Annotated in this window: 14 protein-coding genes; all 14 read right to left on the reverse strand. The window is 59.1% G+C overall.

Going from position 1 to position 20,315, the window contains the following annotated elements; genetic code table 11:
- Positions 1–32 precede the first annotated feature (32 nt).
- A complete protein-coding gene (locus FVW59_RS15105) occupies positions 33–347 on the reverse strand; it encodes a tryptophan synthase subunit beta like protein (RefSeq protein ID WP_148065202.1) in 315 nt (104 codons plus the stop codon).
- A 26-nt stretch (positions 348–373) separates the two neighbouring features.
- Entirely contained in the window at positions 374–688 is a 315-nt protein-coding gene (locus FVW59_RS15110; RefSeq protein WP_148065203.1) for a hypothetical protein, read from the reverse strand.
- A 13-nt stretch (positions 689–701) separates the two neighbouring features.
- Positions 702–1,166, reverse strand: coding sequence for a type IV pilin protein (locus tag FVW59_RS19795; protein WP_281290181.1), 465 nt, complete (start codon positions 1,164–1,166; stop codon positions 702–704).
- Entirely contained in the window at positions 1,166–5,197 is a 4,032-nt protein-coding gene (locus FVW59_RS15120; RefSeq protein ID WP_187275921.1) for a pilus assembly protein, read from the reverse strand. The genes FVW59_RS19795 and FVW59_RS15120 overlap by 1 nt, the downstream gene beginning before the upstream one ends.
- A 28-nt stretch (positions 5,198–5,225) precedes the next feature.
- Complete coding sequence (locus FVW59_RS15125) at positions 5,226–5,729, reverse strand: PilX N-terminal domain-containing pilus assembly protein (RefSeq protein ID WP_148065205.1); 504 nt, start codon at positions 5,727–5,729, stop codon at positions 5,226–5,228.
- A gap of 1 nt (position 5,730) precedes the next feature.
- Positions 5,731–6,771, reverse strand: coding sequence for a PilW family protein (locus FVW59_RS15130; RefSeq protein WP_148065206.1), 1,041 nt, complete (start codon positions 6,769–6,771; stop codon positions 5,731–5,733).
- On the reverse strand, positions 6,768–7,412 hold the full coding sequence (gene pilV / locus FVW59_RS15135; protein WP_148065207.1) for a type IV pilus modification protein PilV: 645 nt from the start codon (positions 7,410–7,412) through the stop codon (positions 6,768–6,770). Before pilV ends, FVW59_RS15130 begins: the two co-directional genes overlap by 4 nt.
- Positions 7,409–7,993 carry a GspH/FimT family pseudopilin gene (locus tag FVW59_RS15140; RefSeq protein WP_148065208.1) on the reverse strand — a complete coding sequence of 195 codons (585 nt, stop codon included), beginning with the start codon at positions 7,991–7,993 and terminating at the stop codon, positions 7,409–7,411. The genes pilV and FVW59_RS15140 overlap by 4 nt, the downstream gene beginning before the upstream one ends.
- A gap of 207 nt (positions 7,994–8,200) precedes the next feature.
- Positions 8,201–13,486, reverse strand: coding sequence for a retention module-containing protein (locus FVW59_RS15145; protein WP_148065209.1), 5,286 nt, complete (start codon positions 13,484–13,486; stop codon positions 8,201–8,203).
- A 131-nt stretch (positions 13,487–13,617) separates the two neighbouring features.
- The gene (locus FVW59_RS15150) at positions 13,618–14,247 is read right to left on the reverse strand and encodes a response regulator transcription factor (RefSeq protein ID WP_148065210.1); all 630 of its coding nucleotides are present in this window, start codon (positions 14,245–14,247) and stop codon (positions 13,618–13,620) included.
- On the reverse strand, positions 14,247–15,647 hold the full coding sequence (locus tag FVW59_RS15155; RefSeq protein ID WP_148065211.1) for an HlyD family type I secretion periplasmic adaptor subunit: 1,401 nt from the start codon (positions 15,645–15,647) through the stop codon (positions 14,247–14,249). Before FVW59_RS15155 ends, FVW59_RS15150 begins: the two co-directional genes overlap by 1 nt.
- Positions 15,644–17,773 (reverse strand): type I secretion system permease/ATPase, encoded by a 2,130-nt coding sequence (locus FVW59_RS15160; protein ID WP_187275922.1) that lies wholly within the window; start codon positions 17,771–17,773, stop codon positions 15,644–15,646. The genes FVW59_RS15155 and FVW59_RS15160 overlap by 4 nt, the downstream gene beginning before the upstream one ends.
- A gap of 218 nt (positions 17,774–17,991) precedes the next feature.
- Positions 17,992–19,182 (reverse strand): glycine C-acetyltransferase, encoded by a 1,191-nt coding sequence (locus tag FVW59_RS15165; protein ID WP_148065213.1) that lies wholly within the window; start codon positions 19,180–19,182, stop codon positions 17,992–17,994.
- 89 nt (positions 19,183–19,271) lie between these two features.
- Entirely contained in the window at positions 19,272–20,297 is a 1,026-nt protein-coding gene (gene tdh, locus FVW59_RS15170; RefSeq protein WP_148065214.1) for an L-threonine 3-dehydrogenase, read from the reverse strand.
- Positions 20,298–20,315: the final 18 nt, after the last annotated feature.

Here is a 20,315-nt window from a genome sequence, read left to right on the forward strand (position 1 = left end):
TCCGCCAGAATCCCTGCCGGCGGTTAAGGCGCTCAGTCGTCGCCCAGTAAATCCAGGTCGTTGCGCAGGTCGCTGCGCAGTGACTGGCGGCGAAGCACTTTCTCCTGGGCTGACTCGGGAAGTTCGGTGAAGAGGATGACGCCTTTCTGGACCAGCAGTTCGACCAGGTCCTCCAGCACACGGACCATATCCAGATCCGAGGCAGACAAATGATCTATCATGCCGGCACTTTTCGCGATGAATACCCGCAACTCTGCATCGTCACTGGCAATCCACTCGTACCCTTCCAGCAAGTCATTGCTCAGGGCAGAAATCTGTCCGGCGCGGGTTCTCAGGACGTAAGGCAAGATGGTTGTTCTCCCGGTGGGTAAGCTTACTGCGCCAAACGTTCAGTGTAGCGCTGGAACTCAGAGTCTTTGAAGTACGTGGAGTGACCTGCTTCTATGCACTCCTTGATTGCCTTGACGGGTGCTTCCAGCCCCTCTCTGTCTTCAACACTCGCGGACTTTGCCAGACGTTTCGCATCTTCCAGCGAATGCGCCTGAATTTCGAGATACGCATCGCTGCCGGTTTCAGACACCAGCTGGCACTTGTATGAGTGGCGCGGTATCTCCTTGACGGCAGCGGCTTCAAATGCCACCAGAAGAAGCCCGACAATCACCGACAGACGCATCACATGTCCTGACATATCCAATCTCCTGTTACCAGCATTCCTGCTGGCGGGTACCCGTTGCGGTCTTTCTACCGCTGGAGTCCAGGCGCAGTATACCGCAGCGGCTATCGTTTGCCTGTGCACCACCGGCTATCGGCGTTGCTGAGACAATGTAACAAGTGGCGATAGTCCCTCCCGTACAGGGCGCCGCATCAACTGAATAATGACCTTCTTCCGAAACCATTGGGTCTACTTGAAACCCGAGCTCCCTCATATCCGTGGTGTAGGTATTCTGGTCAAGCAGAAACTGCTCTTGCCGGTTGGCCACATCAAATAACGCGGACATGCCATCGCTGCGCCGGCCTTTGATCAGGCTGTTCTGGTAGGCGGGCAGAGCTACCGCCATCAAAATACCAACAATAACAACAGCGATCATCACCTCAATCAGGGTAAATCCGGAATACCTGCCCGGCAAGGCTGTCCCTGAGCGGAATGCGGTCACAGCTGTATTCACTAGAACTCCTCCTGGAACCAGTAATTACCGTACGGAGCGGGCAGTGTAGCGTCGACATCACATACGCCGCCTACACAATTGCCGCCGTCGCCGTCGCCGTCGCCGTCGTCATCATCAATATCACCGGGCGGCGTACCGGGGGGCAGTAGCATCCTGACTTTGCCATCCGAACCAAAATGCACCGACGGAGTGTCTGGAATCACGCCTCCCAGCGCGAGAGTACTACGGGCGCCATCATATAGATCAATGACATACATCATACCGTTACCGGATTGAGGCTCGCATACATTGATATCACTCAACAGATTCGACGGTGTAAAGGTGGCCGCAAACACTTTGCCATTGATAGTCAGCGTCTTGGCCAGACTTTTCTCACCCGCACCCTGCAGGTTCAAATACCAGCCCGCGGCCCCCTGCAGGGCAGTTTCGGCATCCAGGCGTTCCTGTTCATCATCGGATTGCAGCAGGCCACTGGTTATGTTGAATAGGTCGCCATCGGAGACCGGCAGGCTGCACCGGAAATCCGTCAGCTCCTCATCTTCACACGCAGAGATAGAGGGGCGTGTAGTGGTATACAAATTCACGGCATAGTCACGGAAGAGGTACAAACGGTCCTGAACATCAGTGGAGACCGGGTTGGTGCGATCGCCACTTCCAATAATCACCGCATCAACTGGCACACCGTCAATTCGGACTTTAACTACATCAGGCGCATTGAAGAACCGCCGATCTTCCGATGCCAGCCCCGGATTAAAATCAGCCAAACGGGTCACATACCAGGAATCCTGAGCGGAATCCGGCAGGCTGTTTCCGGCAAGATCCACCCGCCACAAATTACCCCCGGTATCCCCGAAATAAATACGATCCGTCAGTTCGTCCGCGTTACTGTCTATTACCGTCACCTCCGCCGGAACTGAGTGTAGTAGGCCTGGCTCAACCATATGCGTTGCCGTGTTTGTACCTCCTGGGGACACGCTCCATATGAGACTTCCCGTCTCGGCGTCTACGATAAACAGGCCGCGGCCGCGGGTATCTACACGTCCAACTCCATCACTATCCTTATTGGTGTCATAACCTGCACCGAATATGAGAACCGGCTTTGAATTACCTGCGTCATCAACGTAGCCGGGTATCCGCGTCACCACCGGCTGCGACCAGGACTGACCCAACTCGGAAAAGCCACCGACGTCCGGACCAATGCGCCACATGAATTGAGGCGAGTCGGGATTGGAGACATTCAGTGCATAGTATGACCGCCCACCCCGCCGCTGGCCGATAAAGAGCCACGCTTTGTCACCAGCGCCCGAGTCCAGTGTGCCGTCAGCATTCTGATCAACGGTATACACAACGGGTGTCAGGTCCATGCCATAAATATTGTCGTTGCTGATACGATCTGCTTGCCTCGGCACCAATATGCCCGCCAGCTCCTTCGGGAAAAACGCCCAATCCTCCTGTCCGTTATCATCCCCAAACATATGGATAAAACCGGAGTTGGTACCGACAACGATGCGAAGGTCCGGATCACTGGCACTGAAACCAGTGCGAGCCCCATAGTTAATAATGGCCGGCTGGCTATGCAGGATATCGCCCAATGGCCACTTGCGGGTGTCATCTATACGGCCATCATCGTCGTCGTCGTAGGCATCGTAACCCTGGGCCCAGGCGAGTATCCGGCCAAGCCCGGTCGAATTGGACACGTTGAAGCGCCGATACAGATCATCATTCGTGGCCACTCCCATCGCTGCGGGTGTCACATTTGCGCTATTGAACCGTTCCAGCGCCCCTGACGCACCGATGTTGGAGTAGATATTTCGCGTAGCCGGCGACCGGGCAGCCAGAAGCCCTCCAACCCCACCTTTATCCACAAAGCCACCATCCGCCTCTCCACTCCAGTAAGTCGTAGCAGAGTCTTTGATGTAACCGGTGGTGCTGTCAATCGCGTCATAGCCACGGCTATCCACCAGAACGGCTTCGCCGTCCTGTATCCGCAATCGGAGCTTCTTGATATTGCCTATCCAGTCTACTGAGCTACTGGGCTTGAACATGGCATAGAACACCTCGTTGCGGCTCTGTGTCCTGGTAAATGTATCCACAGCGACAGCCGGTGAAGTAAACGTGGTATCTGTCGACAGGATGCCAACCAAAGCTCCCTGAAATGCTTCTGTCAGTTCCTGGGCATTATTTGCCAGATAGTACTTGCCCTTACCTTTCGCCGCGGCGTCCTTGAGCAAATCCTGGTCCTGGGTAAAGCCGATCGTGTAGGTAATGCCAAGCTGGTCACCATTGCTGTCGTCGCCGTCAAGGTCGGTCGTCGCCATATACTCCGCGAGTTCCGGCAAACAGTTCTTGGTGTTATCGCCGTCGGCATCCTGATACCGACTGCAGGTCTTGCCGGTCAATGTCTCTATGGCACTGTTTGCACCAGTATCACTCTGGGGGAAACCATCGGTGAGAAAGATGACATAGGTATACGCACAATCCGTATTTGGCGAAATATAAGTGCCATTGCTCTCTGCCGACATATCCCGGCTAAGCACATCATAGGTGCCGCGGCTGTCACTACCGGATCTGGCGTCATCGCCATACACGACACCCAGCCCGGCAATGTAGCGATAGGCCTCGTACATGGACTCGCAGATAGGCGTACTGCCGGCATGGTCAATGCGATTGACCATGTCGATCAGGTTAGTACGGTCATCCGTGTCCATGTTCTGGATAATTCGCTGAACAATCCTTCCCCCTTCGTTGTAATTGAACTCCATCAGGCCAAAGTCAATGCCTGGATTGGTCCTGATTAATGAGGTCAGCACTTCCTGCGCAATCTCAAGGCGCGACTTGTCTTCCTCGAGGCTGTCGTCATAGTGGTAGTCAAGCCAATGGGAGGTATAGAAGGTGTAAGCCTGATTACCCCAGTCAACGCCATTATCAGGCTCGGGGCCGTATTCCGAACCCGTCGCAACGTTGTCTTGCGGGTAGCCATTGGGCATGCCGCTACCATTCCCATCGTTGCGGTCGGTAACGTCATTCAGACACTCTACGTGAGGCAGGTCACTAACCGATTCGCCCGGCTCCAGGTTATGCACACCGGAGCTCAGGGAAATCCACTCGCCCGGGACAAAAATGTCCTCACACTGGCGGGTGGCGTCACCTTTGCGGACGTCGGCAACATCGATTTCGTTTTGTGTGCCGGTGGTGTAATCCCAACAACTGTCACCGGCCTCGTTGGTTGGCAAACTATCCAACTCGATATTGCGATCACGACCACAGCTCCGGTATGTACCCCAATGGCGGGTATAGTAGTAACCGCCAGTGCCGGAATCGTCACGTTCGTAGGAGTAACAGTTGTAGCGTCGGCTATCCCAGTCATAACCAACATAATTGCCATCATCACGGCAGTTGTTCCTTTCCCATCCGCGATTCGCTTGGTAGAGATAAACCAGTTTAAAACGTGGAACCGCCGTTTCCTCCCGGGCATAACACCCTGCACCGTCGGAGCCCTGATAGTCATTCAAATAAAACTGCCCGGCGGGGCACTGCCACGCGCCACACTGATCCTGTATCGTCTCTGAATCCTTCCAGCGCAGCGCACGGTTTGCCGTAAAGGAACCAAGATCGTCCAGAGGATCGTACGATGACGCACAACGATTCTGGCTGGCGTAAAACCAGTTGGGGTTGTCCTGCCAACTGCCATTGATGCGCACGCGCTCGTCGGGAATACTGCCATCGGTCGACCAGTAAATACGATTGGGATCAAAGGTCTCCTGGTAACTGCCATTAGGGTCGTACTCAGGCTTTTGCTGGGACACCATGGTGCTCATACTGCCCGAGTCATCAAATACAACCAGCACTTTCGGGCGCCCGCCTGCCTCGGCACTGAATTCAGCCTGATAGATTTCTGTGTCATCAGCAGCTGCCGGGGAAATACGAAGCGCACACACCAGCAGCAATGCCAGTGCTATTCGCAGAAAATTGAAACAGTTTTTCATCTCAGCCACCCAATCAGACGGTACAGGCACTATCGCGATACGCATGACAGATTCCATTGCAATCAAGACATGCCTAACCGCTTTCTCCCACTACTGTTTTTACCACTCCCAGTTCAACCTGAGTTCGCGCCCTTTCGACCACCTCATGCCGCGAAGTCACCCGGTAATAATCGCAATCAAAGGTTCCAACACTACTTCCGCCACGGTCAGATGCTGCCCTCGGGCAGTCCCGTCCAAACGCAATGAGAAACACATCGACATCGACACTGGGGGAATTCGGATCGATGACATTACGCAATGGATGAGGAGAGACTCCGTCAAACGGTTCCAGAACAACTTGCCGTCGGTTGAATGGATCCTTCGCGCCGTTCGCCAGCCCCAGCGCCGCATAAATGCCCGCCTCGGCAGCCTGAAACGACTGATACCCATCCTGAAGATTCGCAGAAATCTTAAGACCCAGAGAGCTGTTGTTTGCCGCCGTGATACTGATAATCGTAACAACCAGCAAAAACAGCAATGACACTACCAGGGCAACGCCCTGCTCATAGACACCATGCCTTTTACCCACAGGCCTCATGTTAACCTCCAGCACGCAAGGTCAACCCGGGATTACGCAGATTGACGCTACCGCTTAACAAAACCCGGTGAAAACGGGCGCCCAATGCCGCGCCGCTAAGACTGCGATCGGCAACCTGGTAGGTCTTTTCATCTGTGTGCCTGGGGTCTTCGCGCAGCGTGCGCATCAGCAGGAATATCTCTGCCACAACCACCCGATCCCAGTCGCCCCCGACGCCAGCGGCATTGGTGTAAGTATCTACATTTCCGTTGCCGGTGGTGTCCATACCAAAACGAAAGTTCATGGCCTCGACACCGGGCACCAGTTGCTCTTTTCGCAAGCTCCAGTTTGCACCATTGCGCTCCAGCACCAACCGGGTCAAGGTCGGCTCAGCCAGGTTTTGCACATAGAATGCTTCAAACACATAGGGCCAAGCCACAGCTAGCGCCATGGGGCCTCCCACTGACACATCGGGCTTCGTCACATCATCACCATCAATCAATACGCCGGCTTCGCTGTTGGCAATTAGGTAGGCCTGATCCGCCTCAAATACGTTGCCACCGCCGCGTACAAAGGAGATAACTCCATCCTTCGGCTGGTTGGGGTCAGCCGGGTCGGCATCGTACCGCGGTGAGGGTCTCGCACTTTTGATGACAAGCACGTCAGAGTTCGTGGCAGCATCACCAATACAGGAGAAGGCGTTACCATCCGTTGACCGAAAGGCAATCAGGTTGTCCGTGGTATTGAATACTGAAGCGTCCGCCCCGCTACCAGCCCCACAATCACCGGACACACTGCCGAGGTCCGGGCCTCGGCTGATATCACCACCCTTGGCGGCACCAAAGAAGCCACCGTGACGCAGGGAATAGGTCATCAACTGAATGGCAAACCTGCCATTCTCGGATAATTCGGAAAATTGCTCGACCTCGGTATACGATCGCTTGGATCCCAGGTAAACAGAAACCGCGCCCGCAATGACAATGGCGCCGAGAAGAATGGCAACCATAAATTCGACCAGTGAAAAGCCCCGGCTTCGGTGAAATATCCACACTGTCTGCTTCACAGGTCCCCCGCGTCGACAATATAACTACTCACAATTACCTGGCGGCGACTCCTGTCATTTCCTGCACTTGCACCTCCGCAGGTTCTCCCTCCAGCTACCACTGCATCGGTGGTCTCCTCCAACCCACGCCACTGAACAATGATGTTCAGAATACCAGTATTGGTCTTACCACTATCGGGGGTAAACACAATACAAGCCTGAGGTTGCACAAGCCCTCCCACAGAGCGGGTGGCACCACCGGAAACTACGGTTTCACCAGCGCCATCCAGTGCCTGCTCAAACTCCCAAAGATCGTGTGTCGCCAGTTCCACAGTTGTACATGACGCTGTATTGCAATTGGCGGCCGGTGCCGAGAGAGTGCTTCCACCGTAGACCACACTCCCGGCGGTATACGTCGTCATGCCCTGTGGGTTTGCGCGAATGCGTTCCAGCAGGTCATCCGCCACCGTCACAGCACGAGTACGCTGCATTGACTGGTGTTGAGACACTTTCGACAGCGCTTGCAAACTCACAATCCCCAGCAGGCCGATCGAGAGAATAACAAAGGCGATCAGCACTTCAATCAGGGTAAATCCACCCCCGGCACGCAATCCACTTCCCTGCACCCGGCGTAAAGAATGTGTTTTGAAGCTCGCGTTCATGGGCAATCCGCTGCTGCTATATCGTTAAAGGTTCCATCCGCCTGTGGGTGGGCATTAACGATATTGTTCCCATCGGTATCCGTTGCCGAACGCACAGAACCCACTGGCGATAGAATCAGCGAACTTGCGTGTTCTTCTCCCCGCTGATCACAAAACGTAAAGGCACCGTCAAAACCGAGGGCATTCCCCCGCTGGTCAAACCTGACCTGGTTACCGCCATCGAATAGCACGGCAATAGCATTTGATTCCAGATTCTTGACCTGGAATGGCTGATTCGGGTCTGCCAGAAAACTCTTGTAGCCCGAACTCCAATCACTGCCCACTAAACAATTTTGAGCACTATCAATAGGGCATACAGTAACCGCTGCCCTGCGCGCCATCGCTTCGGAGCGGGCATTGGCGAGGGTGGCCCGCAGGGCATACACCTCGGATACCAGTCGATTGTTACGAATCAGGTCCTGAAACCCCGGCGCAGCGACAAACAGTAAAATCGCCAGAATCGCCAGCACCACCATCAGTTCGATCAGGGTAAAACCCCGCTCGAGCAGGCGACCATCCAATGCTGTGTGTTGTCCTGCCATTACCCCGCCGTTTTTTTCAGCGCCAAGAGAAAATCCCTCAGCACAGCCTAATCGACTGCATCCGGCAAGCAAGCCGGCGCTGGACGAACGGCCGGAAAGTCAGATAACCGGTACTCCCCGGCGCGGAAATGTGAAATGCATCACACAGCAAAAGGCCCCGGCGCCTTGCGGCAGACCGGGGCCTGGAGATTGTTACTGCTGGTTGAGCTACTGGTCGATATTCAACTTGCCGCTATCCAGCATGCCCTGGATGACAGACTGCATGCTGTCGTGGCCGCTCACCAGGTCAACGCCCGTCAGGGTAATGGTCTGGTCGACATGGGTCGGTTCAGAGCCGCTGCCAAACTCGCCTGCACTGCTGACGCGAATGACAGTATCCGTGCCGTCAGAGGTGATATCGAGGTAGCTGGTCAGGTCCGCGCCCGGGGCCTCTTCACCGATCAGCAGGTCGCGCAGGTCGAGGACGTCCTGGCCTTCGTCACCGAAACCGATAATCGAGACATCGGCTTCGGCGTCGCCGGATTCGTCCAGCGCGAAGGCGAATACATCGTCACCCTCCGACGCCAGCAGGACAGGCGCATCGCTTACATGCTCCTCGAACTCGGTGACACCGCCTTTCTCCTCGAGCACTTCGCGCACGTGGGCCATGGCGTCCGCCTCGGAGACCGGCTCGTAGCCCGCGTCGGTCAGTGCAACAGCGAGTTCCTCCCCGCTCATTGTGGCCAGGTCGAAGCTCGCACTGCTGAAGTCCTGGTGAGCCTGCGCGGTGATCTCAATGCCGTTGTCGGGGTTACCGTCGGCATCCAGGGTCTGCAGGAACACAGCCATGTTCTCGACATACTCGTCGTTGAGATCGCCAAGTTCAGTACCTGCAATTTCCTGCAGGAAAACCTGACCGTCGGCGACCACGTCGTCTACCAGCATGGTGCCAAGGACGATGCTGCCAACGCTCAGGGTCACCCGGTCACCGGAGCGATAGTAGAAGCTGCCGTCCGCCTCGGTTTCGCCCACCAGGCCAGAGGAGGTTTCGTAGCGAATACCTGCCACGGCACTGTCCTGGAAGGTGGCGTTGTCCACCCCGGTCAGGTTGAGGGTGAAGGACGATTGCACTTCGTCACCGTCGCTGTCGCGCAGGGTGTAGGTAAACACTTCGCTGAGCTGATCATCGACACTGAAGGCATCGCGCGCCTCACGGCTCAGGGTGTAGTCGTAAGTGCCGTCGGCGTTGATGCGGATGGTGCCGTAGGTGCCGACAATCTCTCCGGAACCGTTGATGCCGTCCCAGATACGCTCGCCATCACCATCGGGGCCGTCGGCACCGAACTCATCGCCGCCGAGGGGGCCGCTAATGGTCGGCAGGTCGTCGGTGGATTCCAGCCTGGCGAAGAGGTTGAAGGAGTTAACCGCGCCTTCATTGGTGAACACGGTATCCACCAGGTTACCACTGCCGTCCTGGAAGCCCTCGATCGACAGGGTGAAGGTGCGCCCGTTGACTGAAATCTCCTGCGACGACACACCGGTGTTGAGGATCTGCATGATGTCACGCGGGTCTGCGCCATCATTGGGAGTCTCGGTGTGCTTCAGCTGGATGGTAGTCGAAACCGGCACTGACACGCCGTCGATCACCAGGTCGAACGACACGACCAGATCGGCCGAGCCCAACGAACCGGTATTGGTATTGATCGAGAAGTTGTTGTGCGACAAGGTCCCGAGAACAAACAGGGAATCCGTTTCGATGCCGACACCGGTCGTGGTGCCGGGCTGGAAGCCGAAATCATAGCCGGAGCGATCGGTGTTGCCGGAGGGGGTGCCCCACTCCAGATACACGCCATTGCCATCGGCAGACTCGATCAGGGTGCCGCCGTTGTCGGCATTGACCACATTTTGCCAGTCGGCCACAAGGCCGGAAACGCGCTGCTCACTCACCGGAATCAGCAGGGTCTGGCTATCGTCGTCGATACTGGCGGGAATATCGTCCTGGATATCTACGGTGACGGTGGTCGTCGTCGTGTTGCCCAACCCGTCGGAGACCAGGATATCGAAGGTCTCGACATTGTCTTCCACGGTGATACCGTCGTTGATGCCCGGGGTGTGCTCGAACTTGCTGGTCAAGGTGTAGGTAAAGGCGCCTGTCGCGGAGTCCAGCACAAGGTTGCCGTAGGTGCCGGTACCGTCGCCGCCATTGGCAAAGCTGAAAGTGTAGTTGCCATCACCGCCACTGGCGCCAATGGTTCCCTCGGCAACCTCGGTATCCAGACCTGGGTTGCTGCCAATAACATCCAGCGCTGCCTCGTCGACCAGCACGTCGGCACCGGTCACACTCAGGTCAGAAGCGGTGTGCGTAATGGTCAGCGTCGTCGTCGAGGTATCGCCATCGCTGTCCACCACGGTGTAGACGAAGGTGTCTTCCGCACCGGGCGGCACCGTATTCGGGTTGGCCTGGTAGGTGTAGCCGCCATCACTGGCCAGCACCAGAGTACCGTGGGCACCGGCAATGGCCACGCCGACGCCACCCGTTACCGGGCTGGAGGTATCGCTGCCACTCGTCACGCCCACGACTTTATCAGCCGCGAAGCCATCGGCGCCGGCAATGTCGTTGTCGGTCACGTTGCCGCTAACCGTCGCACCTTCCACTACGCTGGCCGTATCCGCAGTGGCGACCGGGACGTCATCGACGATATCGATGGTAATTGTGCCAGAGGCCATATTGCCGCTGGTGTCCTGCACCTGATAGCTGAAGCTTTCCGCCGCCAACTCGGTATGCGGACCCTGAACACTGGCCGAGGTCGGCCCTACAGGAGCGGTCAGTGTGTAGATATAGCTGCCATCGGCAAACACCTGCAGCGTGCCGTAGGTGCCCGTAAACGTTCCCGCGGTGTAGGTCAGTTCATCGCCGTTGGGGTCCGCCGCGTCGAGTTGCCCGGAAACCGATTCCCCCGTGCTGCCAGGGTCGCTGCCGGTGACCGCCGCAGGGGCGAGGTCGCCCTCGTCCTGAACCGTGTCCAGCGCGCTCTCGAAAACCGTGGCGCTCTCCGCCGGCGCGTTGGGCGAGCCATCGGTGACATCGATTGTCAGCACCGCGGTGGAGGTATCGCCGTCACCATCGGTCAGGGTATAGACAAAGGTATCGCTGTAAGTCGCGTTGGTTGCGGCCACGTAAACGTAACTGCCATCGGCATTCCAGGTGATCGAGCCCTGGTTGCCCTCAGCGGGTTCCAGCGCAGTCACCACGGCGTCATCTGCACCCAGCGTATCATTGGCCAGCAGGCCGCTTTCGGCCGCCACGTCCAGGGTACCGCCGGAAAGCACCACACCGGAATCGTCTTCGGCCTCCGGCACATCGTCGGTAATATCGATGGCCAGGGTGCCCACCTGGGTATCACCGTCGGCGTCGGACACAGATACCTCGAAGATATCCTGGGTCGTGTCGCCGCTGGTGTTGTCAGCCAGGGTATAGGAATAGCCGATGCTGCCGGCGGCAATACTGGTGACGGTCAGGACGCCAAAGCCGTTCTGGCCGGAGAAAGTCTGGCCAACAGCGGTCACTTCCTGACCGTTGATGGTGACACTCAGTGGGCTGTCTTCACCGCTGAAGGCGATGATGCCGGCGGTGGTTTCACTGTCGTCACCGGCAGAGCCGGCAGGTTCTTCACCGCGCACCGGCAGGCCGGCCTCGCTGACCAGGGTACCCGCTTCACCGGCGGCTGGCAGATCCAGTTCCACCGGGTTGTCGTCGATGGTGATGGTCACGATTGCAGTATCGGTACCGCCCTCACCATCGGTAATGGTGTAGGTGAAGGTATCAGTACCGTCGAAACCGTCGTTCGGAGTGTATTCAAAGCTGCCGTCGGCATTGACCACCACGGTGCCATTCTGCGGGTCGGTGTTGCCAGTGACTGTGAGCGGGTCGCTGTCCGGGTCGCTGTCATTGGGCAGCACGTTGCCAGACACCGGCGTGTTCACCGCCGTGGTAAAGGCGTCGTCCACCGCGTCCGGGGGATTGTTCTCCGGCGGGGGGGGCGGAGGCGGCGGGGGCGGCGGAGGTGGAGGCGGCGGTTCCGTGCCGTCCACAATCTGCACAATGCCCTGCGGATCCGCGATGGTGGCATTGGTGGCATTGCTCAGGTTAACGAAGAACTGCTCGGTCAGTTCCTCGATATCGTCTGCGTTGGTGGCGAACTGCACGGTAACTTCCGTGGTGCCGGGCGCAAAGGTAATGGTGCCACTGTTCGGGTCATAGTCCCCCCCGACAACGGTTGCGCTGTCGTCTGCCGAAGCGAACTGCACGGTGACCGGCTGGTCAACGGCGCCTGACAGGGTCAACGTTACGCTGGCGGTCTGGCCCTCGGTGACCACCACATCGTTGATGGAGATTTCCGGCACAAAGTCATCGACGATGGTGACGACACCTTCGCCATCGGCAATCGTCGCGCCACTGGCGTTACTGAGGTTAACGGTGAAATTCTCCGCGCCTTCCTGCAGGTCATCTTCATTGGTGGCAAAAGACACGGTGACCTGGGTGGTGCCGGGAGCGAAGGTGATTGTGCCGGTGCCGGGGTCGTAGTCACCCCCTTCCACGGTAGCGGAGCCATCGGCGCTGGCAAACTGGACTGTCACCGGCGAATCGCTTGGACCGGACAGGGTAATGGTGAGCGTCGCCGTGTCGCCTTCGGTTACCGTCACATCATCGATGCTCAGGAACAATTCGGGCGGGGGCGGCGGAGGGGGCGGCGGAGGCGGCTCAGGTATGGTCACCGTCACCGTGGCGGTATCGGAAGCATCGCCATTGGGGCTGATCGCGGTGTAGGTGAAGGTATCTTCACCGAAGAATCCGGGGTTCGGAGTATAGGTGACGGTGCTGTCGGGGTTAATGACAACAGTGCCGTTGGTGGCCTGGGTCACACTGGTGACAATCGCGCCCTCGACAAAGATATCGTTGTCGAGCACCTCAATCACCACCGGCTGTCCGGGTTCCGTGGTTTCAGCATCGTCAATGGCATCGACGGGCAGCAGGCTCGGATCCTGTTCGGACACCCCTTCCTCGCCAGTAAAGGCGGGGGCCTGGAGGCCGGAAAATTCGTCAGTATTCTCGACAATCCTGCCCAGGCGAATCCAGCTGTGGCCACCGCCCTCGGCACCGCCACCACTACTGGAACCGGCAGCAGTCGCTTCCAGTACGTCGCCGATATCACCGTCACCTTCAAGGGCGGCCAGTACGGCGTCGATGGATTCGTCTTCCACCGCACTCTCGTCGGGGCCGGCAGCGCGCTCGGCCAGCAGGTCGCGGGTCAGCGCCATTTCCTCTACGTTGGAAATGACAAACGGGTTGCCATCGGACAGGGACAGTTCCACATGGGCGCCGTCGGGGGTGACAACGGTCTCGCCCTCCATGATGACGTCGCCGGGGCGAATTTCGCGTAACTCGCCATCCTCATTGCGGGCGAAGGCCTTCCCGACTACTGCCACCACGGTTGCGATTGCTTCGTTGGCCATGAATCAGTTCCTTTTGTGAGCAGGCCCGACAAGGTTGCGGGCCACATCCGATACTGGGAATCTGCATACTAGGCCAGCCCGCGGGAAGAGGCATTGGACAAAAGGGCAGGATGTGCGGGGAATGTTGTGAGTCAGTTCACAGATGTATAAGTGGGGATGTTATTCATGGCCAGGGCGAGCTGGACCCGGTCCCGCACCCCCAGCTTGTCGAAGATGGAGGACAGGTGGGCTTTAACGGTGCGCTCACTGATATCGAGGGCCTCCGCAATTTCCTGGTTGCTGGCGCCGCGGGCCACACGCCCCGCCACCATCAGCTCCCGGGACGTGAGGGTATCCAGCTGGGGATGGGCCGGCGCCGGCGTCGGCACCACCCGCAGGGACAGCCCCATCAGGCGCTGCACCAGCTCCGGCAGCATCCACAGGCCGCCGTGTTCCACCACCAGGGCTATCTCGCGCAACTGTGAAGGCGCGGCTTCCACGTGGCAGTAGCCTACGGCGCCTTGGTTCAGCGCCTCGAAAGCCTCCGCTTCGCCGGGCACCGCAGACATCAGCACGACGCGGCTGCCGGTCGCCACGGCCTCTCGCACCCGTTCCAGGCACGCCGTGCGATCGAGACCGCTGGCATCCAGCCACAGGATTCGCGGATCCCGCGGCGCCAGCGACACTGCATCCGCCACGCGCAGGGCAGCGCGGGCATCGGCAAAAGCCTGCATCCAGCGCTGACGCAGCTGTCCACTCGAGGTTACAAAGAGTTGTTCCATCAACGCTCCGTCAACGCATACTGCTTGGCCCTGAGCACCGGCTTCATCAGGTAGGCAAGTATGGATTTCTTGCCGGTAAGAATATCGGTCTCCACCGTCATCCCGGGGATGATGGGCAGGTTCTCGCCAAGGGAGGTCTCTTCGGTGCGTACATTGATCTCGTAGAAGGGATTGCCCTCCTCGTCCATGATGGTATCGGCACCGATGTGCTCAACCACCCCCTCAAGGCCGCCGTAGACCACGAAATCATAGGCGGTAAATTTCACCAGCGCTTTCTGCCCAGGCACCAGGAAGGCAATGTCCTTGGGCCGGATGCGCACCTCCAGCAGCAGGGTGTCGTCCAGAGGCACCACTTCCACGATTTCCTTTCCCGGCAGCACCACCCCGCCAATGGTATTGAAATAGAGCTGCTTGACGGTGCCCTTGACTGGCGAACGCACTTCAGTCTGCTGCACCCGGTCGGACAGGCCGGTATTGGCCGCCTCCAGGCCATTGATACGCGCCAGGGTTTCAGTCAGTTCGGTGCGGGACTCATTGGCAAATTCGATTTCCACTTCGAGCAGCTTGCGCTCTGCCTCGGTGATGGCGGAGCGGATACGCTTGACCTGGGCCTGGGCCTGCTCGTACTCGCCACCGAGGCGGTTCACCTCACGTTCCAGGCGTAATATTTCCACTTGGGAGACTGCCCCGGACTGCACCATCGGCCGGGTAACACCCAGCTCCTGCCGCGCCAGCTCCAGGGAGCGGCCAAGCTGGCGAGAGCGCGCCGTCACCTCAGACAGTTCCTCCTGTCGCTGCAACAACTGCTCACTGGCGATTTCCTTTTGCACCGCCAGTTTTGCCTTGCCGGACTCGAACAGTGCCAATTCCTCGAGAACGATCTCCGGCACCATCTCCTGCCACTCCGCCAGCGGTGTGAAGTCCTCACCGCGCACTGCGGCGCGCAGGCGAGCGGCTTTCACCCGCATGGCCCTCAACTCCGCCATGCTCTCCCGCAGGCTGGATTCCGAGCGGGTCTGGTCCAGGCGCACCAACAGCTGCCCTTGCTCGACAATGCCCCCCTCCTTCACCAGGATTTCAGTCACCACACCACCATCCTGGGACTGGATCACCTGCACCTTGCGCGAGGGAATTACCTTGCCCTGGCCGCGGGTCACCTCGTCGATTTCCGCCAGCGCCGACCAGGCCACCAGAACGATTACCGTTACCGCCAGAAAATATAGTAGCGCCCGGGCCCGCAGCGGCTGCTGGGACAGGAAGGCGTTGTGGGCGTCCTGCTGCCAGTTGCGCGGCACATCGTCCGGATCTTTCAGCCAGGGGCCAAACAGTAAATCGGCCAGGGAGCGCTTCTTTTTCTCCGGGGCCGGTTGATCGAGTGGCAGTTTGGACAGGTCGTTCATTTGGCCGCCCCGATCTTGCCCTGCTGCAGGGCCTGGATCACGCTGTCGCGGGGGCCATCGGCCACCAGCTTGCCGTTGTCGATCACAATGATGCGATCCACCATCTCCAGCAGGGAGTTGCGGTGCGTGACAACCACCCAGGTGCGCCCTTTCACGTATTGCTGTAGCTGCTTCTTGACCGCAACCTCGGTGGAGTGATCCATGGAACCGGTGGGCTCGTCCATCAGCAGGATCGGCGGGTCGTGGATGACAGCCCTGGCCAGCGCCACGCATTTGCGTTGGCCGCCGGACAGGGAATCGCCGCGCTCCCCGATCAACATATCGAAACCCTGGGGGTGGCGGTTGATGTACTCGCCGAGGTTGGCGATCTCAGCCGCCCGCACCAGGGCGGCGTCACTGACATTGCTGTGGGACAGGGTGAGGTTGTCCCGCAGGCTGCCGTAGAACAGGGTGACATCCTGGGGCACATAGCCCACGCGGGAACGCAACTCAGTGGGATCAAGTTGCCGCAGGTCGATGCCATCCACCATGATGGCGCCGTCAGTAGGCTGGTAAAGCGCCATTGCCAGCTTCTGCAGAGTGGATTTACCCGAACCCACCCGCCCGAGGATGGCCACATGCTCGCCGGGTCGAATACGGAAAGACACATTATTCAGGGAGGACATCTCGCTGCCGGGATAGGCAAACGACACATTGCGGAACTCGATATCTCCCTGGAACATCTCCCGCGACAGGAACTGGGCGCCCTCGCTGCGCTCCATTGGCTGTGCCATTACATCGTCCAGGGACTGCAGCGCCACCCGGGCATTGTGATAGGCGGAGATCAGGCCGGCCACCTGGCCGAAGGGTGCCATTACCCGACCCGCCAGCATGGTGCAGGCGATCAGCCCACCCATACTCAGTTCGCCGGCGGAGATCAGGTAAACACCGGTGACGATAACAAACACGGTGACCATCTGCTGACTCCAGAGGGTCAGGTTCACCGTGGAATTGGACACCAGCCGCAGTTGCACCCCAACATGGGCCAGGAAGGAGGTGGTTTCCTCCCACTTGCGCTGCATCCGCGATTCCGCGCCCATCGCCTTGATGGTATCCAGGCCCACCAGACTCTCGATCAGCGTGGAGTTGCGCAGCGCCCCGGCGCGATAGGTGGTTTCCGTCAGCTCCTTGAGTTTGCCCTGGGTGGCCAGGGCGTAACCCAGTACGATCAGCAGGCCTATACCAATGGGGATGAGCACCAGGGGCGCAATCCAGGCGATCACGCCGATAAAAATCAGGGCGAAGGGCACATCGATCAGGGTGGTAATGGAAGCCGAGGTGATGAAGTCACGCACGGTTTCAAAGGAGCGCAGGTTCACCGCATAGGAACCCACCGATACCGGCTTGCTTTCCAGCCGCGAGCCCAGCACCCGCTCCATAATCTGGGAAGACAGCCGCATATCGACCCGCCGGCTGGCGAGATCGAGAAAGTAGGCGCGCATGGTGCGCAGGGTGATATCGGCGATCATGATGATCCCCACCCCCGCCGCCAGCATCCACAGCGTTTCCACCGCGTAGTTGGGCACCACGCGGTCGTAGACATTCATGGTGAACAGCGGCAGCGCCAGGGCAAAGATATTGATGAACAGCGCCGCCAGCAGCACATCCCGGTAGATGGGCGTATTGGCGCGTATGGCGTCCCAGAACCAGTGGCCACGGCTGGATTCTGTCTTGCGCGGCGTGCGCTGGTCAAAGCGAAAGCGCGGCCGGCAAACGATAGCCCGGCCGGTGTCCTGCTGGCGCAGTTTTTCGCCAGCCACCTGGACTGCCGCTTCATTGAGCTCCGGGTAGATCACCGAAGCGGTATCGCTGTCGCGATCCCAGGCCAGCAACAGGCAGGCGCGGTCCTGTTCCAGCAATACTACCGCCGGCAACAACTCGGCCTCGATCTCCTGCGCCGGGCGTTCGACGATCCGGCTCACCAGGCCCACACGGCTGGCCGCCCGCTCGAACAGCGTTGGCGTAAGGCGCCCGTTGACCAGCGGCAAGCCACCGGACAGGGCCTCGGGTGTGGAGGCACTCCCGTGGTAGCGACACAGTGCCAACAGGCACTGCAACAGGCTGTCGTCTTTCACAGCTGAATTCAAAGAGTCTGCCCCTACTATCTATCCTGCAAAACGCGCTTGGCCAAGCATCTGAAGAGGAAAGAATTATTGTCGCCGGGGAGCATAGGCGACTTGCCCGGCAAATGCCATCGGGGGAATGCGCCACCAGTCACAGTTCCCGCGCCGACTCGCCTCGCCGGGTCAGCGGAAAGGGCAACTGTGACCCGGCTCACACTCTATCGGGGTGTTGAAAGAGCCCGCTATAGCGCCAGTTGAGTGCGCGCCCGGCCGAAGGCCTCCAGCGCAAACTCAACGTCGTCGCTGCTGAGGGCGGCCGACATCTGGGTGCGGATACGGGCCTTGCCCCTGGGCACCACCGGGTAGGAGAAAGCGATGACATACACCCCCTGGGCCAGCACCGCCTCGGCAAACTTCGCCGCCAGTGCGGCATCGTGCAGCATCACCGGTACGATAGGGTGTTCACCCGGCAACAGTTCAAAACCGAGTCGCTCCAGCCCTTCCCGAAACTGGGCGGTGTTGCGGGCCAGTCGGTCGCGCAGGCTCGGTTCTTCCGCCACCAGTTCAATGGCCCGAATAGCGCCGGCGACCACCGGCGGCGCAACGGTGTTGGAAAACAGGTAGGGCCGGGAGCGCTGGCGCAGCAGGTCAACGATTTCGCTGCGAGCGGCGGTATAGCCGCCGCTGGCCCCACCCAGCGCCTTGCCGAGGGTGCCGGTGATGATGTCTACCCGGTCCATGCAGCCGCGCAACTCGTGGGTGCCGCGGCCGCCGGCGCCGACAAAGCCGGTGGCATGGCAGTCGTCGAAATGCACCAGCGCACCGTAGCGCTCGGCCAGGTCGCAGATTTCGTCCAGGCGGGCGATATAACCGTCCATGGAAAATACACCGTCGGTGGTGATCAGCTTGAAACGCGCACCGTTTTTATCGGCGGCCTGCAACTGTTCCTCCAGGTCCGCCATGTCATTGTTCTTGTAGCGGTAGCGCTGGGCCTTGCACAGGCGCACACCGTCGATAATGCTGGCGTGATTCAACTCGTCTGAGATCACCGCATCCTCCGGCCCCAGCAGCGTTTCGAACAGGCCGCCATTGGCGTCGAAGCAGGAGGGGTAGAGGATGGTGTCCTCTGTGCCGAGGAAGGCGCTGATCTTGTCTTCCAGTTGTTTGTGCAGGGTCTGGGTACCGCAAATAAAACGCACCGAGGCCATACCGTAGCCCCAGTCCTGCAGGCCCTTTGCCGCAGCGGCGTTCACTTCCGGGTGCTGGGCCAGGCCGAGGTAGTTGTTGGCGCAGAGATTGAGCACCTGCGCACCGCCTTTCACCCCCACCCTGGCGCCCTGTGCGGTGGTGATGGCGCGCTCTGACTTGTACAGGCCGGCCTCGCGGATGTCGGTGAGTTCTGCCTGCAGGTGTTGCTGGAATGGTCCGTACATGGTGAGTTCCTGTTTGGCGGGTGAAAAATGGATCCCCGCCTGCGCAGGCAGGGGTCCACTGAATTGTCACTAGATCAACAGCCGGGTCGTTAGTCCCAGTTAAGGATGACCTTGCTGGCTTCGCCGGCGTTCATCACCTCAAAGCCTTTCTCGAAGTCCTCAAAGCCCATGCGATGGGTGATTACCGGGGAGATGTCCAGCCCGGAGTCGATCATCACCGACATCTTGTACCAGGTTTCGTACATCTCGCGGCCGTAGATGCCCTTCAGCGTCAGCATATTGAAGATCACTGTATTCCAGTCGATCGCGGTATCTTCAGCGGGAATACCGAGGATGGCGATCTTGCCGCCGTGGCACATGTTAACCAGCATGTCGTTGAAGGCCTTCGGGTTGCCCGACATTTCCAGGCCGACATCAAAGCCCTCTTCCATGCCCAGGGATTTCTGCACGTCGGCAAGGGATTCGCGGGAGACGTTGACAGTCCGGGTGGCACCCAGCATCGCCGCGCGCTCCAGCCGGGCGTCGATCAGGTCGGTAATCACAATATGGCGCGCGCCCGCGTGTTTGCACACCGCGGCAGCCATGGCGCCGATGGGGCCTGCGCCGGTAATCAGCACGTCCTCGCCCAGCAGGTCGTACTGCAGCGCGGTGTGCACGGCATTGCCGAAGGGGTCGAACAGGGCGGCGACATCGAGATCGATGCCGGGGCTGTGCTCCCATACATTGGACATGGGCAGCGCCAGGTATTCGGCGAAGGCGCCGGGGCGGTTTACACCGATGCCCGAGGTGTGGGCGCAAAGGTGGCGACGCCCGGCCATGCAGTTGCGGCAGCGACCGCAGACCACATGGCCCTCACCCGAAACGATCTGCCCGGGGCGGAAGTCAATGACATTCGAACCCACGTCGACAATCTCGCCGACAAACTCGTGCCCCACTACCATCGGCACAGGAATGGTCTTCTGCGCCCAGGCGTCCCAATTGAAAATATGCATGTCGGTGCCGCAAATCGCGGTGCGCCTGACCTTGATCAGGACATCGTTGATCCCGACCTGCGGCTCAGGCACGTCCTCCAGCCAGAGCCCTGTACCCGCTTCTTTCTTGACCAGTGCTTTCATCTGTCATCCCATGCCTGC

This window comes from Parahaliea aestuarii, from assembly GCF_008064635.1.
Taxonomy (GTDB): domain Bacteria; phylum Pseudomonadota; class Gammaproteobacteria; order Pseudomonadales; family Halieaceae; genus Parahaliea; species Parahaliea aestuarii.

What these genes read in the sequence shown, in the direction of transcription:
- FVW59_RS15110 (WP_148065203.1), bottom strand. Translation starts at nt 688, where the DNA reads ATGTCAGGACATGTGATGCGTCTGTCGGTGATTGTCGGGCTTCTTCTG.
- FVW59_RS15120 (WP_187275921.1), bottom strand. Translation starts at nt 5,197, where the DNA reads ATGCGTATCGCGATAGTGCCTGTACCGTCTGATTGGGTGGCTGAGATG.
- FVW59_RS15125 (WP_148065205.1), bottom strand. Translation starts at nt 5,729, where the DNA reads ATGAGGCCTGTGGGTAAAAGGCATGGTGTCTATGAGCAGGGCGTTGCC.
- pilV (WP_148065207.1), bottom strand. Translation starts at nt 7,412, where the DNA reads ATGAACGCGAGCTTCAAAACACATTCTTTACGCCGGGTGCAGGGAAGT.
- FVW59_RS15140 (WP_148065208.1), bottom strand. Translation starts at nt 7,993, where the DNA reads ATGGCAGGACAACACACAGCATTGGATGGTCGCCTGCTCGAGCGGGGT.
- FVW59_RS15145 (WP_148065209.1), bottom strand. Translation starts at nt 13,486, where the DNA reads ATGGCCAACGAAGCAATCGCAACCGTGGTGGCAGTAGTCGGGAAGGCC.
- FVW59_RS15150 (WP_148065210.1), bottom strand. Translation starts at nt 14,247, where the DNA reads ATGGAACAACTCTTTGTAACCTCGAGTGGACAGCTGCGTCAGCGCTGG.
- FVW59_RS15155 (WP_148065211.1), bottom strand. Translation starts at nt 15,647, where the DNA reads ATGAACGACCTGTCCAAACTGCCACTCGATCAACCGGCCCCGGAGAAA.
- FVW59_RS15165 (WP_148065213.1), bottom strand. Translation starts at nt 19,182, where the DNA reads ATGTACGGACCATTCCAGCAACACCTGCAGGCAGAACTCACCGACATC.
- tdh (WP_148065214.1), bottom strand. Translation starts at nt 20,297, where the DNA reads ATGAAAGCACTGGTCAAGAAAGAAGCGGGTACAGGGCTCTGGCTGGAG.